Here is a 14564-nt window from a genome sequence, read left to right on the forward strand (position 1 = left end):
CGGTCGGCCTCAGGTGCGTCGTGGCTGGTCGCGCAGTTCCCCGCGCCCCTACGGGGCGCTGTCCGTGCCCCGTTGCCGGATTTCCGAGCCGTCCCGGCCCTTCACGATCTCCAGTTGGGCGTGGACGCGGCGGCGCAGGTCGCCGACGTGGCTGACGATGCCGACGCTGCGGTCCCGCTCGCGCAGGGAGTCGAGGACGTCGAGCACGTCGTCGAGGGTCTGGTCGTCGAGGCTGCCGAAGCCCTCGTCGATGAAGAGGGTGTCGAGCCGGACCCCGCCCGCCTCGTCCGTGACGACGTCGGCGAGGCCGAGGGCCAGGGCGAGGGACGCGAAGAACGTCTCGCCGCCGGAGAGCGTCGCCGTGTCCCGCTCGCGGCCCGTCCACGCGTCGACGACATGCAGGCCGAGGCCCGATCTGCCGCGCCCGGCGAGGGAGTCGGAGTGCACGAGGGTGTAGCGCCCGGACGACATGCGGCTCAGGCGGGCGGTCGCCGCGGCCGCCACCTGTTCGAGACGCGCGGCGAGCACGTACGACTCCAGGCGCATCTTGCGCTCGTTGTCCGCGGCGGTGCCCGCGGCGAGGGCGGCGAGCCGGGCCACGCGGTTGTACGTCGTGCGCAGCGGGCCGAGGCGGCGGGCCTCGGTCGCGGCGCGCCGGGAGAGCCGGTCGAGGTCGGCGCAGCGGCGCTGTGCCGCGTCCCGCGCGGAGCCCGCGGCCCGGACGCGCGCGTCGGCGGCCTCGGCCGCGCCGTGGGCGCCCGTGACGTCCGCCGCCGGCCGGTGGGCGGCGGCCGCGGTGTCCTCCTCGGCGAGGATCGCGCGGACCGCCGCCTCCTCCGACTGCCAGGCGTCCAGGCGGTGCTGCAACTCGCGGTGCCGGGCGTCGTCGAGCTGGGCGGCGGCCGCGGCCTGCGGCGTGTCGAACCCGGCTCTGAACGCGGCGTCGGCGAGTCGCGCGTCCGCGTCCTTCAGGCGCTGCGCCGTGTCCTCGACGGCGCGGGCCGCGTCGGCCGCCGCGCCGAGCACGTCCACGAGCCGCTCCAGCTGGGCGGCGCGGGCCTCCACGCTCGCCGCGGCGCCGCGCGCCTGCGCCAACTCCCCTTCCAGGGTGCTCTGTTCACGCTCCAGGGCATCGCGCGTCGAGGCTCGGCCGGCGGCCCGGTTTGCCGCTTCCTGGCGGGTGGCGAGCCGGCGCTCGTGCTCGTTCTGGGCGTGCGCGAGCCTCTCGCGGGCCGCGTGCAGGGCGGACGCCTCGGCGCGGGCCTCGGCGTGTCGATCTTGCAACGCGCCTGCCGCGTCGGCGAGTTCCCCGGCCGGGGCGTCTCCGGCGGCCGCCTTCGCCGCGGCCAGTTCCTCCCGTACGACGCCGGAGCGGCGCTCGGCGTCGGTGTAGCGCTCCTCGGCGGCTCGGTGGGCGGCGAGCGCGGCCTCTTCGGCGGCGCGGTCGACGTGCCCCGCCGACCTCCGCTGGGGCGCGGGGTGTTCGGTGGCGCCGCACACGGCGCAGGGCGCGCCGTCCGTCAGCTCCTCGGCGAGTTCGGCGGCGATGCCGCGCAGCCGCTGCTCCTTCAGGCCGAGCCAGTGCTCGTGGGCGTGCGCCGCCTCCTCCCGAGCGCGCAGGGCGTCCGCCCGCGCGGTGTCGGCCTGCGCGGCGAGCCGGTCGCGCTCACGGGCGGCGCGGGCCTGGCGCAGCGCGGGCTCCAGCTGCCCGGCGAGGTGCTCGGCGCGGGTCGTGGCCTCCTGGGCCCGGTCGACCCCGGTCTGCAGCTCGGTGCGGCGGGTGTCCCACCGGCCGAGCCACTGCTCGGCCTCCTCCAGGAGTTCGGTGTCGGCGCGCTCCTCCCGGTCGAGGTCCGCGCGCTCCCGGCCGACGACGGCGAGGCGCCGCTCGGCACGGCGCGCCACGTCGAGCCCGCCGAGTTCCTGGGCGACACGCCGTGTGGCCTCGGCGAGCGCACCGGGGCCCGCGTCGGCCATCGCCTCCGCCGGGAGCGCGGTGCCGTCGCTCGCCGGGTCGGTCCCAGGAGCCGCGGCCACACGCGAGCCCGAGCCTGCGTCCGAGTCGTCCGTCTCCGCGCGCAGTTCCGCCCGCGCCCGTGTCTCTTCGCGAAGTGCCTCCCGATGCTCGGCCTCGGTGGCCTCCCGGAGGTCGAGTGCGGGGGCGACCGTCGCCGCCTTCCGGCCCCGCTCCATGCGCTCGCGCACCGAACGGAACTCCGCCTCCTGCGCGGTCAGCGCGGCCGCCCGGGCCTCGGCCTGCGCGAAGCGGCGCTGGAGGCGGTCCGTCTCCTGTGCGTCGGCGAGGTCGCGGCGGGCCGCCACGCCCGCCGACTCGGCGGCGACCAGGGCGAGATGGGCGTGCGTGTAGTGCTCCCGTGCCGTGGAGCGGGCGACGGCCGCCCAGCCGAGGACCGCCTCCGCGACGTCGGGGTCGCCGGGCGCCGCGTCGACCGGCGGCGTCTCCACGACGTCCCCGGCGGCCTGCTGCATGCGGTGCGCGTCGGCGAGCAACTCGGCGTCGCCCGCGGTCACCTGCTTCTCGGCGGCGCGCCGGTCCTCGGCGAGCCGCTGCTCGACGGCGGCGAACCGGCGGGTGTCGAAGAGCCGGCCGAGCAGCTTGCCGCGGGCCTCGGCGTCGGCCCGCAGGAAGCGGGCGAAGTCGCCCTGCGGGAGCAGCACGACCTGGCAGAACTGGTCCTTGCTCATGCCGAGCAGCTGGGTGATCTCCTCGCCGATCTCCTGGTGGGAGCGGCTGAGGTCCTTCCACTCCCCCGCCTCGGCGTCGTACTCGCGCAGCCAGCTCTGCGCCTTCTCCGTCGTGAATCCCGTGCCGCGCTTCTTCGGGCGGGGATACGGCGGCTGCCGGGTGAGTTCGAGACGGCGTCCGGCGACGGTCAGGTCGAGGCGGACCTCGGTGCGCACGCCGGGCTCGGCGTGGTCGCTGCGCAGGTTCTGGCCCTGCCCGCCGGCGCTCTGCCGGGCGCCGGGCACCGAGCCGTACAGCGCGTAGCAGACCGCGTCGAGGACGGAGGTCTTGCCGGCGCCGGTCGGACCGTGCAGCAGGAAGAGCCCGGCCGCCGACAGCGCGTCGAAGTCGACTTCCTGGGTCCCGCCGAAGGGGCCGAACGCCGTGATGTGAAGGGTGTGCAGCCTCACCGGGCGACCTCGCGCACCACGTCATCGGTCCGTACGGCGTCGAACGCGGCGCGCAGCACCACCCGCTCGTCCTCGTCGGGCCCGGCTCCCCGGACATGGGTCACGAAGTCCTCCGCGATCTCGTGGTCGTCGCGCCCCTTGAGGCGCTCCGCGTAGCTGGCGTCCGGCTCGGTCTCGGTCCTGCGCGGGTCGAAGAGCAGGCTGAGGGTGTGCGGGAAGCGCTCGGTGAGCCGGGCCATCGGGTCGTCGGGGCGCACCGCGTCGGTGAGCGTGGCCTCCACCCAGGACTCCTCGTGCCCGGCGAGCGCGGCGTCGGCGAGCAGGTCGTCCAGGTCGCCGCGGATCCGGGCGAGGGGCCGCGGCACCGGGCAGTCGAGGCGCTCGGCGGTCACCGAGCCGTCCGCGCCGAGGTCGATCAGCCACATGCTCTTGCGGTGGTCGGCCTCGGAGAACGAGTACGGGAGCGGGGAGCCCGAGTAGCGGATCCGCTCGGAGATGACCTGGCTGCCGTGCAGGTGTCCGAGCGCCACGTAGTCGACGCCGTCGAAGACGCCCGCCGGTACGGCCGCGACGCCGCCGACGGTGATGTCGCGCTCGCTGTCGCTCGGCGCGCCGCCGGTGACGAAGGCGTGCGCGAGGACGACGGACCGGGTGCCTGCCGGGCGCTCGGCGAGGTCCGCCCGCACCCGCTCCATGGCCGCGGCGAGCACCTGCTCGTGCCCCGCCTTGGCGACCTTGAACTCGTCCTTCACCAGCGCGGGCTCCAGATACGGCAGCCCGTAGAACGCCACGTCCCCGTGGTCGTCGCCGAGCACGACGGCCTCGCCGCACCGGCCCGCCTCGGTGCGCAGATGGATCCCGGCGCGGCCGATGAGCCCGGCGCCGACCCCGAGGCGGCGCGCCGAGTCGTGGTTCCCCGAGATCATCACGGTGGGCACGCCGAGGTCGGCGAGGCGGTGCAGCGCGTCGTCGTACAGCTCCACGGCGGCCAGCGGGGGCACCGCCCGGTCGTACACGTCGCCCGAGACGACCACCGCGTCCACCTCGCGCTCGCGCACGGTGTCGACGAGGTGGCCGATGAACGCGGCCTGGGCGTCGAGCATGTTCACGCGATGGAACGCGCGTCCCAGATGCCAGTCGGACGTGTGCAGCAGCCTCATGGGTCACGAGGCTAGCCGCTGGGTCGGACATCACGTGCGGAACGCCCTCATCGGGCGTCCCGCACCGTGACGTGCGTCACGCGTCAGCCGGCGGTCAGCGTGAAGCTCTGCGCCGCCGAGCCGTCGCAGCCGCGCTGGGTGAGCTGCGCGCTGTCGGTGGCGGTGGCCGCCGCGGTGAGGCACTTGCCGCTGTGCCGGGCGGTGAGGTGGTACCTCCCGGCGGCCTCCTTCACCGGGAGCCACTGCTGGTTCTGTCCGCCGCCGTACGCCCACAGCTGGAGCGGCGCGTTGTCGGCGGACGAGACGCCGGTCACGTCGATGACCTGCTGCGGGTTCGGGCGCACTCCGACGCGCCGGTATCCGCTGTCGGTCGCGGCGAGCCGGAACTGCTGTGCCTGGGTTCCGTTGCAGGTGTACTGCTGGATCGCGGTCCCGTTGGCGGTGGCCGCGGCGCGGGCGTCGACGCAGGTGCCGTTGCCGACGTTCTTCAGGGAGTACCAGGCCGTCTCGGAGAGCGTGTCGTCCGGCGGGGTGGTGCCGCCGGCGCCGCCGAGCCACTTCAGGCCGTCGAGCAGAAAGCGGTTCTGGGTGGCGCTGGCGAACGTCGACGACGTGCGGGTGTTGGTGTCGTAGTTCATCGCGTTGTGGCCGAAGTTCGCGTAGAGCATCTTGTACTTCGTGTTGGTCCACAGGATCGGGTAATAGCCGCTGTACCAGGACTGGTTCGGGTCGGTGCCCAGCGGGAAGCTGCTGGGGTCGACCGAGGCGAGGATCTTGATGTCCGGGTTCTGCCGCAGGTCGTTGGACCAGCTGTACCACTCGCTGACCGACGAGGTGAACGTGGCGGGCAGGTTCACGGTCGACGGGTGGGTGCGGTCCTCGACCTTGAGCGTCGCGGACGTCGGGCCCCAGGTGTTGGACCTGAAGTTGCCGCTGCCGAGGAACGTGTTGTGGTACCAGGACCAGCTCGCGGCGTCCGTGGTGAACGCGGAGACGTGGAAGCCCATCCAGGCGCCGCCGCCGCGCATGTACTGCTCGAATCCGGTGCGCTGGGCGGCGGTCTGCGGCAGGTCGTCGAGGAACAGGACGACCTGGTAGGCGTTGACGCCGCCGTTGGCGAGCAGGTTCCAGTCGTTGCTGGCGGTGTAGGTGAAGCCGTTCGCGGCGGCCTGCTTCGGCAGCCAGTCGTTGGCCTCCTTCTCGAAGTCGATGTGTGCCGCGTCCCACGTGCCGCTGTAGAGACCGAGCACCTTGAAGGGGGCCGCCGCGGTGCTCGCGTGTGCGGCGGGTGGTGCCGCGAGCCCGATGAGGGCCGCGAGCAGCAGGAGGATCCGCAGGGCCGTGCGGGCGGATCCGGATCTGATGGTGTGCGTCTGGTGCATCTGCCGATCGGTCCTCTCCGTGCGGTCTACGGGTAGTTGGTGAGGTAGGCGACGTTGCTGCCGGAGTTGGACGGTCCTCCGGTGTTGTTGATGACGTGGCTGATGGTTCCGGTGCCGCCGAGCGAGACGGTGACCATGTCGTGGAACCTGACCCCGGAGGTGTTGGGCACCTCGAAGGCCCGGTCCGCGACGACACTGGAGTTGGTGCTGAAGTAGCAGTAGCTGCCGAGCCCCCATGCCTCGTGGCTGGTCACGGAGTTCGCGACCTTGTAGGCGGGGTAGCCCTTGCCGCTGCCGTTCATCCAGGCGGCCTGGTTCGGCGGGTCGTAGGGCATCTCGTTCTGGAAGAAGTAGGTGCGGCCGCCGTTGCCGTTCCAGACGACCTGGGTCTTCTGGAAGTGCTCGACGAACAGGCCGTACGCGGTGACGTCGGCGCCGTTGACGACGAGTCCGGTGTCGGCGGTGTTGGCGGTCCAGCCGACCGTGCCGCCGTTGCCGTGGTCGGCCCGCCAGATCCAGGTGTGGTCGATGACGGTGTTCGGGCTGTTGACGACGAGGGAGTTGGTGGCCTTGCCGACGGTGGCGCCGCCGATCCGGACGAAGAAGTCCGAGAGCTGGATCGGGTCGGCCGCGTGGTTCGCGGACGCGCCGTCCGGGCCGATCCGCACGAGGGTCTGGGAGGTGGTGGTGCCCGCGTCGATCAGCAGGCCGGCGAGCTGGATGCCGTCGACGTCGGCGGTGCTGAGCGCGGTGATCCCGCCGTCCGGCACGAGGGTGGCGAGGCCCATGCCGAGGACGACCGTGTCGGGCCGGGTGATGTTCAGCGTCTGGTTGAGGTGGTAGACGCCCGGGGTGACCAGGAGGTTCTTGCCCGCCGCGAGGGCCGCGTTCATCTCGGCGGCGGTGGCGCCGGGCTTGACGATGAAGAACTGGTCGAGCGGCAGCGAGGTGCCGGCCGGGGTCTTCCCGCTCCAGGTGGTGCCGACCGCGTTCGACCGCAGCGCGGGCACGAACACCTTGTAGGCGCCCGCCCCGTCCACGTACAGGAACGGCTTCTCGCGGATCGTCGGGGTGCTCGCGACGGTCGTGTACGTCGGGAAGGACTGGGCGGGCGCGCCCTGGTCGCCGACGAAGACCATGTTCCAGTTGGACCCCGACCAGCTGGCCATCTGGGAGTTGCGGGTGAGGAACTGCTGCTGGGAGCCGGAGCGGATCTGGCCGTCGACCTTGGTGTCGGAGATGAAGCCGCCGCTGGACCAGCCGCCGTCGTCGAGCGCGAGGTTGCCGCGCACGTGCATGCGCCGGTACGGGGCGGCCTGCGAGACGGCCCAGCGGTCGGTGCCGCCGGTCGGGTTGACCGACAGGTTCTCGGCGTCGCGCCAGAAGTTCTGGGTGGCGTTGCCCTGGAACCAGTCGGCCTCCGCGTGCACGGCGCCGTTGATGGTCACGTCGTCCGGGGAGAGGCCGAGCCCGGCGACCTGGGTGTAGAAGCCGACGTTGGCGTCGGCGCTGTACGTGCCCGGCTTGAACAGCAGGGCCTGGCGGGCCGAGCCGAACTGGTTGGTCTGCTGCTGGGCGAAGACGGAGTTCAGCTTGGACTGGATGCCGGCCGCCGACATCGACGGGTCGAACACCGTCACGTTCGGGCCGAAGTCCGGGGTGCCGGGCGGGTTCGTGCTGCCGCCGCCTCCCAGGGTGAAGGACTGCGCGGCCGTGCCGTTGCAGGTGTACTGCGCGAGCTGCACGCTGTCCGCGGTGGAGGCGCTGGGGACATCGAGGCACTTGCCGCTGTTGCGGTTGACGAAGTGGTACGCGCCGTCGGCCTCGGCGACCGGCAGCCACTGCTGGTTGGCGCCGCTGGAGTACGTCCACAGCTGCACGGCCGCGGAGTCGGCGGTGGAGACGTCGGTGACGTCCCACGCCTTCGTGGCGTCGAGGTCGCTGTTGACGCGGTAGTAGCCGCCGCTGGTGGCGACCAGCCGCCAGTTCTGGGCGGTGCTGCCGTTGCAGGCGTACTGCTGGACGGCGGTGCCGTCGGCGCTCGCGGCCGCGCGGGCGTCGACGCACTTGCCGCTGCCCTTGTTGATCACGGTGGCGGGGCCGGTCGGGAGCGCGGCGGCCGCTTCGGTCTGCGCGCTCGCCGGCGTCTGGGCGGCGATCTCGATTCCGGTCGCGGTCGTCGCGACGAGCGCGACCGCGGTGAGAACTCTCGGTATCCGGCGTCTGAGCGCGGACCCGGGCACGGATCTGAACACGGAGGTCTCCTGTGGGGGTGCGGCCGTCAGCCGGTGTACTTGGCGAAGATGCCGGTGAACTGCCAGGCGCTCTGGGACACGCCCGAGCAGGTGTCGTCGTTCGGGTAGCCGCCGGAGCAGGGCCGGTCGCGGTTGGCGGACCAGAACGTGAGGCGCGCGAGGTGGTGCTGCTGCGCGTAGCCGAGGATGGTCTGGAAGTCGGCCGGGGTGACGGTCTCGTTGTCGTCGGTGATCCCGTTCATGGACGAGATGCCCATGCCCCGGTACGCCTGGTCGTCGCTGTAGCCGTAGGCGCTCTTGAGGGCGTTCTTGAGACCCTCGGCCGCCTTGGTGGTCAGCGTCCCCATGTTCTGGCCCGCGCCGCCGAAGTCGAACGGCATGATCGTCCAACTGTCCACGGTGAGACCGGAGTTGGCGGCCCGGTTGATCAGGCTGGTGTCCGGCCCCGACTGGCCGGTGCCGATGGTGACGTACACCTTGATGCCCGGGTTGTTGGCCTTGACGGTCTTGAGCGCGTCGACCGTGCGCTGCTGCACGGTGCCGTTGCTGTAGGCGTCGGACTCCAGGTCGATGTCGATGGCCTTGAGCCCGTAGGCGTTGATGACCTTCTGGTAGGCGCCCGCGAGTGCGGAGGCGCTGGTGCAGGAGCTCTCCAGCTTGTTGCCGCTGTAGCCGCCGAAGGACGGGACGACGTCGCCGCCGGCTCCCCGCACGGTGTTGATGGTCTGCTGGTCGACGCCGCCGGTGAGCGGGCGGCCGCCGTCCCACTGCGGGTTGCAGGTGCCGTTGCTGAGGACGAAGGCGAGGGTGAACCACTTGACGCCGGTGGCGTTCATGATCGTGGTCGGGCTGGGCGGGTTGCCCCAGCCGTTGTAGAGGTACGGGGCGACGGCCATCGGCGCCGACACGGGAGGGGTGCCGCCACCGCTCGGCGCGGCCCACTTCTGGTTCGCGGCGCCGGTGCAGCTCCAGATCTGGACCGGGGTGCCGTTCGCGGAGGTGTTGCCGGTGACGTCGGCGCACTTGCCGGACTGCTGGCCGACGAGGTCGCGGTCGGCGGAGACGGTCCACTTCTGGTTGGCGCTGCCCGCGCAGTCCCAGAGCTGGAGCCGGGCGCCGTTCGCGGTCGAATTCCCGGTGACGTCGAGGCACTTGCCGAGGGCGCGGACCGTGCCGTCGGTGCCGACGGTCCACTGTTGGGCGGCGGTGCCGTTGCAGTCGTAGAGCTGCACGGCGGCGCCGTTGGCGGAGCTCGCGCCCGCCACGTCGAGGCACTTGCCGCCGAGCCCGGTGATCGTGCCGGTGGCCGCGGCGGCGGGGGTGGCGGCGAGTGCGCCCGCCGACACCGCGAGCAGTGCGGTGGCGAGCGCGCCGCGCAGCGCGGTGGAGCGCGGGAGAACGGTTCTGGACATGCGGGACATAGGGGGTTCACAGCCCTTCATGGGAGGCCGTCGATGGGGGGTGACCGCTGTTCATGGAGATGAACAGCGGCCGCATTCATGAAGCTGTGGCGAACGGGAACCTAAAGGTCTGCACCAAAGCCGTCAAGAGATGAAGCCGAGATAGCCATCAACGGATCTGCGCCCACAAGGACTTGAACACAGCAAAGCCCCCGGTGGGGCTCCCGGGGGCCTCAACAGTACTTAATTCAAGGCGTGTTAAGAAGGGTGCTGCCGCAGCCCGCGCACGAGCCCGTGGACAGCTCAGCCGTACGCCTCTCCGCCCAGCTCGAAGCCCGCGGTCCCCGCGCTGACGTCGGCGAGCCACGCACGGAACCGCTCGACGTCCCCCTCGGGCAGCCCGATCTCGATGGTGACGGCCTCCGCGTAGCGGACCTCGCGGACCTCGCGGCCGGTCGCCCGCAGATCGTTCTCCATCTTGCCCGCGCGCGCGTGGTCGACGGTGACCGTGCCGAGCCGGAAGCGGCGGCGGGTGACGGTGCCGAGCATGTCGAGCGCCTCCCCCACCGCGCCGCCGTACGCCCGGATGAGTCCGCCCGCGCCCAGCTTCACACCGCCGTAGTAGCGGGTCACGACCGCGACGACGTACCGCATGTCGCGCCGGGTGAGCATCTGGAGCATGGGGACCCCCGCGGTGCCGCCCGGCTCGCCGTCGTCACTGGCCTTCTGCACGGAGGCGTCGGCGCCGATGACGTACGCGTAGCAGTTGTGCGAGGCCGTGGGGTGCTCCTTGCGGACGCGCGCGACGAAGGCCTGCGCCTCCTCCTCGGTCGCGGCGGGCGCGAGCGCGCACAGGAACCGGGAGCGGTTGATCTCTGTCTCGTGCACGCCCTCGCGGGCCACCGTGCGGTACTCGTCCTGCATCCGGCCAGCGTATGCGCAGGTGGCGCGGTGGGCCGAGGGGAGGTGGCACAGAGGTCGCCCCCGCCGGGTGCACAGGTGACGATGTGATGGATACTCGCACGTCGTCACAGACGCGATCGGCCCCCGGTGGCTCCACGGCGGACGGTCCGTCCGCGACGTCACCGAGCCGTCCGACAGAAAGCATCCGCAGATGACCGGCAACCAGGCCGAGACGACCCCGGCCGCCGCGCCCGCCCGCCCATCGCGCTGGCGGTCCTGGCTGCTGGAGGGCCTGAGCGAGCAGACGGCCCGCCATCAGGGGCCGCACGGACGCGTCCCGCAGGAGCACCGCGGTCACAAGTGGTGGCGCGTGATGTGTCTGACGGGTGTCGACTACTTCTCCACGCTGGGCTACCAGCCGGGCATCGCGGCGCTGGCGGCCGGCCTGCTGTCGCCGCTCGCGACGCTGGTCCTGATCGCGCTGACGCTGCTCGGGGCGCTGCCCGTCTACCGCCGGGTCGCGAAGGAGTCGCCGCACGGCGAGGGCTCGATCGCGATGCTGGAGCGGCTGCTGCCCTGGTGGGCGGGGAAGCTGTTCGTGCTGGTGCTGCTCGGCTTCGCCGCGACCGACTTCATGATCACGATGACCCTCTCGGCGGCGGACGCGTCGGCGCACGTCGTGGAGAACCCGTTCGCCCCCGGCTGGCTGCACGACGCGAACCTGTGGATCACGCTGGTCCTGCTCGCGGGGCTCGGCGCGGTCTTCCTGAAGGGCTTCAAGGAGGCCATCCGGGTCGCCGTCGTCCTGGTCGGTGCCTATCTCGCGATGAACGTGGTCGTGCTGATCACGGCCGCCACCCATGTCCTGACCCAGCCGGTGAAGATCACCAACTGGTGGGACGCGATGACGGCCGAGCACTCCTCGCCGTTCGTGATGGTCGGCGTCGCGCTGCTCGTCTTCCCGAAGCTGGCGCTCGGCATGTCCGGCTTCGAGACCGGTGTCGCGGTGATGCCGCAGATCCAGGGCGGCTCCGACGACACGTACGCCAAGCCGGCCGGCCGCATCCGCGACACCCGCAAGCTGCTGACCACGGCCGCGCTGATCATGAGCTGCTTCCTGCTGCTGTCCAGCCTGGCCACGACGATCCTCATCCCGCAGGACGAGTTCAAGGCGGGCGGTTCGGCCAACGGCCGTGCGCTCGCCTACCTCGCGCACGAATACCTCGGCGAGGCCTTCGGCACGGTCTACGACGTGTCGACCATCGCCATCCTGTGGTTCGCGGGCGCCTCCGCCATGGCGGGCCTGCTCAATCTGGTCCCCCGCTATCTGCCGCGCTACGGCATGGCGCCCGAGTGGACCCGGGCGGTGCGCCCGCTGGTCCTCGTCTTCATGGCGGCGGCCGTCTTCATCACGCTCTGGTTCAACGCGAACGTCGACGACCAGTCCGGCGCGTACGCGACGGGCGTGCTGGTGCTGATGCTCTCCGCGTCCTTCGCCTCGACGGTCGCGGTGCACCGGCACGGCCACCGGGCGGCGACGCTCGGCTTCGGCGCGATCACGGCCGTGTTCGCCTACACCCTCGTCACGAACGTCGTGGAGCGCCCCGACGGCATCAAGATCGCCCTGATCTTCATCATCGCGATCCTGACCTCGTCCTTCGCCTCCCGCGTCCACCGCGCCTTCGAACTGCGCGCGGGCGCGGTGACGTACGACGAGGAGGCCCTCCGGCTGATCGACGAGTGCGCGGCCCGGGGCCCGCTGCGCATCATCGCCAACGAGCCGCAGGAGCACACCACCGCCGAGTACCGCGCCAAGGAGATCGACCAGCGCGAGGACACCCACATCCCCGACGACGGCGCGCTCCTCTTCCTGGAGGTCTTCATCCAGGACTCCTCCGACTTCACCGAGGACCTCGTCGTCCACGGCGACGAGAAGCACGGCGTGCGCCGGCTGCGCGTGCACGGGCCGGGCGTGCCGAACACGGTGGCGGCGGTGCTGATGAACCTGCGCGACCGCACGGGCGAGGTGCCGCACGCCTACTTCAACTGGACGGAGGGCCACCCCGTCAGCCATCTGCTCCGCTTCCTCGTCTTCGGCGACGGCGAGGTCGCCCCGGTCACCCGCGAGGTGCTGCGCCGCGCGGAGCAGGACCCGGAGCGGCGGCCGCGCGTCCACGTGGGCTGACCGGCCGCGGAATCCCCGGCCGGGCCGGGGAGTTACGACACCATCGGCTCCCGCTCACAGGAGGCAGTCATGTACGGCGACCAGGCCACGGTCCGCAAGATCCTCACCGACTCCGGAGACACCTGGGCCGTGGTCGGCCTCTCCGCGAACCAGGCACGGGCGGCGTACGGCGTCGCCGCGGTCCTCCAGCGCTTCGGCAAGCGGATCGTCCCGGTCCACCCGAAGGCGGAGACCGTCCACGGCGAACAGGGGTACGCCTCGCTCGCCGACATCCCCTTCCCCGTGGACGTCGTCGACGTCTTCGTCAACAGCGACCTGGCGGGCCGGGTCGCCGACGAGGCCGTGGAGATCGGCGCGAAGGCGGTGTGGTTCCAGCTCGGCGTGATCGACGAGGACGCGTACGCGCGGACGCGCGAGGCGGGGCTGGAGATGGTGATGGACCGGTGCCCGGCGATCGAGATCCCCCGGCTCGGCTGAGCCCCCGCACCGCGCCCGGATCCGGGCACAGGTGCGGGGCTCGGGCAGCCTGCACAGTGCTTCCCCCCACGGAAAGTGCAGGCCGCCCGAGCCCCTGGAGAGGTGGCTCTGAGGGGGCGTCTACCAGACGGAGTCCATCGGCACGATCGACTGGTTCGGCTCATTGGCCGGGGCGGTCGCCTGGTTCGGCTCGTTGGCCGGCTGCGGGTCGGCGGGCGCCAGCCACACACTGTCGGCACGTGTCGTCGTAGCCGCTCCATGCGCCGACTGCGCGTGCGCCACGCCGGCCAGGGCGGCGACGGTGAGGGCGATGAGGGCTCCGATACGGCGTGCCATGTGGGTCATCGTTGTCCTTCCGGACTCACGGGGTCGGTGGCGCCTGTGAGAAGACTGTTCGCAGGGACCGGGAGGGGCCCCACGCATAGAATGTGGCCCATGCGGCGGCGCGGCCGCAATCGAATCCGCTGTCGTCTTGCTGCCTGGCGTAGGTACGCCAACAGGCCTGCGGCCGATCGGCGTTGACCCTGACGGAGGGTTGGGTGGGAGAGAGCACCGCACCCGAGGAGGCGCGCGGTCGCGCGCTGCCGGGACAGGCCCTGTCGGCCGCCGCGGTCGACCTGTACGGGAGACTGTCGACCGGCCGGCCCTTCGGCCCCGGGGACGGCGAGGCGCTCGCGCAGTTACGGGCGTGGGGCATGGTCGGGGTGAGCGAGGACGGGGCGCGTCCGGTGCCGTTACCGCCCACGGCGGCCGCCTGGTCGGTCGCCAAAGAGGCGCTGGTGCACCTTCAGGAGCAGACCCGGATGCTGATGGAACTGCCCGGCGCGGTCGAGCAGTTGAACCTGGCGTTCGCCCAGTCCCGTACCCGGGCCGCCGGGACGACCGGTTCGGAGTTCCTGTCGGACCGTGCGGAGGTCAACGAACGGATCGGGGCGATCCTCGCGTCCGCCCGCTCGGAGCTGCTGGGCGCGCACCCGCACGGGCCGCGGACCCGGGAGCAGATGGACATCGGCGTCCCGCGCGACACAGCGGCCCTCGACCGCGGGGTGCATTACCGGACGCTCTATCAGGACGCGGTCCGCGACGACGTGGTGACCTGCGAGTGGGCGTCGACGATGGCGCCGCGCGGCGTGCACTTCCGTACCCTCGCGGACCCTTTCGAGCGGGTCATCATCGTCGACGAGCGCGTCGCGGTCATCTCCGACTACGTGGTGCGCGACGCCCCGGAGGGCGCGGCCTGGATCATCACGGACCGGGCGATGGTGGCCTTCTGCAAGCACGCGTTCGAGCAGGAGTGGCGGCGGGCCAGCCCGTGGCACGGACAGCGCCGGGTGCGCGGGCAGAGCCCGGAGGGCGGGCTGCTCAGCCAGTTGCAGCGGGCGATCCTGCGGGCCCTGTCCGAGGGCGAGACCCAGGACGGGGCGGCGCGCCGGCTCCAGGTGTCGACCCGGAAACTGCAACGGGAGCTCGATCTCGTGCGTGGCGCGTGGGCGCTGCCGCAGGCGACCGTCGCGCAGCTCACCTTCCGGTGGGCGACGTCCCCGGAGCGGGAGGCGACGCGCGAGAAGGCCGCCTGGCCCCGGGCCCTGGCGCAGGTCCCGGAGGCCGGAGCCCCGGTCGACCGACCGGCCGCGCCCGCGCCATGA

At 72.3% G+C, this 14564-nt stretch carries 10 protein-coding genes; 3 read left to right on the top strand and 7 right to left on the bottom strand.

Translation table 11 applies throughout. From position 1 onward, the window contains the following. Positions 1 to 48 precede the first annotated feature (48 nt). From ACFVDP_RS13940 to ACFVDP_RS13965, 6 genes are all read right to left on the bottom strand, one after another. Entirely contained in the window at positions 49 to 3156 is a 3108-nt protein-coding gene (locus ACFVDP_RS13940) for an AAA family ATPase (protein ID WP_383488265.1), read from the bottom strand. After that, positions 3153 to 4316: an exonuclease SbcCD subunit D gene (locus ACFVDP_RS13945; RefSeq protein ID WP_383488268.1), complete on the bottom strand. Its 1164-nt coding sequence runs from the start codon at positions 4314 to 4316 to the stop codon at positions 3153 to 3155. The genes ACFVDP_RS13940 and ACFVDP_RS13945 overlap by 4 nt, the downstream gene beginning before the upstream one ends. Before the next feature lie 83 nt (positions 4317 to 4399). Beyond that, on the bottom strand, positions 4400 to 5698 hold the full coding sequence (locus tag ACFVDP_RS13950; RefSeq protein WP_383488271.1) for a ThuA domain-containing protein: 1299 nt from the start codon (positions 5696 to 5698) through the stop codon (positions 4400 to 4402). 26 nt (positions 5699 to 5724) lie between these two features. Further along, positions 5725 to 7863 carry an RICIN domain-containing protein gene (locus tag ACFVDP_RS13955; protein WP_383488572.1) on the bottom strand — a complete coding sequence of 713 codons (2139 nt, stop codon included), beginning with the start codon at positions 7861 to 7863 and terminating at the stop codon, positions 5725 to 5727. A gap of 116 nt (positions 7864 to 7979) precedes the next feature. Further along, positions 7980 to 9365 (bottom strand): lectin, encoded by a 1386-nt coding sequence (locus ACFVDP_RS13960; RefSeq protein WP_383488274.1) that lies wholly within the window; start codon positions 9363 to 9365, stop codon positions 7980 to 7982. Positions 9366 to 9656: 291 nt separating this feature from the next. Beyond that, on the bottom strand, positions 9657 to 10277 hold the full coding sequence (locus ACFVDP_RS13965) for a YigZ family protein (protein WP_383488277.1): 621 nt from the start codon (positions 10275 to 10277) through the stop codon (positions 9657 to 9659). Between the two features lie 190 nt (positions 10278 to 10467). On the opposite strand from ACFVDP_RS13965, the gene ACFVDP_RS13970 reads away from it, so the two are divergent. Next, a complete protein-coding gene (locus ACFVDP_RS13970) occupies positions 10468 to 12441 on the top strand; it encodes an amino acid transporter (RefSeq protein WP_383488280.1) in 1974 nt (657 codons plus the stop codon). 69 nt (positions 12442 to 12510) lie between these two features. Beyond that, a complete protein-coding gene (locus ACFVDP_RS13975) occupies positions 12511 to 12918 on the top strand; it encodes a CoA-binding protein (protein WP_383488283.1) in 408 nt (135 codons plus the stop codon). Between the two features lie 120 nt (positions 12919 to 13038). Here ACFVDP_RS13975 and ACFVDP_RS13980 read toward each other — a convergent pair whose 3' ends face one another. Beyond that, a complete protein-coding gene (locus ACFVDP_RS13980) occupies positions 13039 to 13254 on the bottom strand; it encodes a hypothetical protein (protein ID WP_383488286.1) in 216 nt (71 codons plus the stop codon). Between the two features lie 203 nt (positions 13255 to 13457). Here ACFVDP_RS13980 and ACFVDP_RS13985 point away from each other — a divergent pair, with 203 nt between their 5' ends. Continuing rightward, complete coding sequence (locus tag ACFVDP_RS13985; protein WP_383488289.1) at positions 13458 to 14564, top strand: hypothetical protein; 1107 nt, start codon at positions 13458 to 13460, stop codon at positions 14562 to 14564.

The organism is Streptomyces sp. NPDC057694, assembly GCF_042799415.1.
GTDB lineage: Bacteria > Actinomycetota > Actinomycetes > Streptomycetales > Streptomycetaceae > Streptomyces.

What these genes read in the sequence shown, in the direction of transcription:
- ACFVDP_RS13960 (WP_383488274.1), bottom strand. Translation starts at nt 9,365, where the DNA reads ATGTCCAGAACCGTTCTCCCGCGCTCCACCGCGCTGCGCGGCGCGCTC.
- ACFVDP_RS13950 (WP_383488271.1), bottom strand. Translation starts at nt 5,698, where the DNA reads ATGCACCAGACGCACACCATCAGATCCGGATCCGCCCGCACGGCCCTG.
- ACFVDP_RS13975 (WP_383488283.1), top strand. Translation starts at nt 12,511, where the DNA reads ATGTACGGCGACCAGGCCACGGTCCGCAAGATCCTCACCGACTCCGGA.
- ACFVDP_RS13980 (WP_383488286.1), bottom strand. Translation starts at nt 13,254, where the DNA reads ATGGCACGCCGTATCGGAGCCCTCATCGCCCTCACCGTCGCCGCCCTG.
- ACFVDP_RS13965 (WP_383488277.1), bottom strand. Translation starts at nt 10,277, where the DNA reads ATGCAGGACGAGTACCGCACGGTGGCCCGCGAGGGCGTGCACGAGACA.
- ACFVDP_RS13970 (WP_383488280.1), top strand. Translation starts at nt 10,468, where the DNA reads ATGACCGGCAACCAGGCCGAGACGACCCCGGCCGCCGCGCCCGCCCGC.
- ACFVDP_RS13945 (WP_383488268.1), bottom strand. Translation starts at nt 4,316, where the DNA reads ATGAGGCTGCTGCACACGTCCGACTGGCATCTGGGACGCGCGTTCCAT.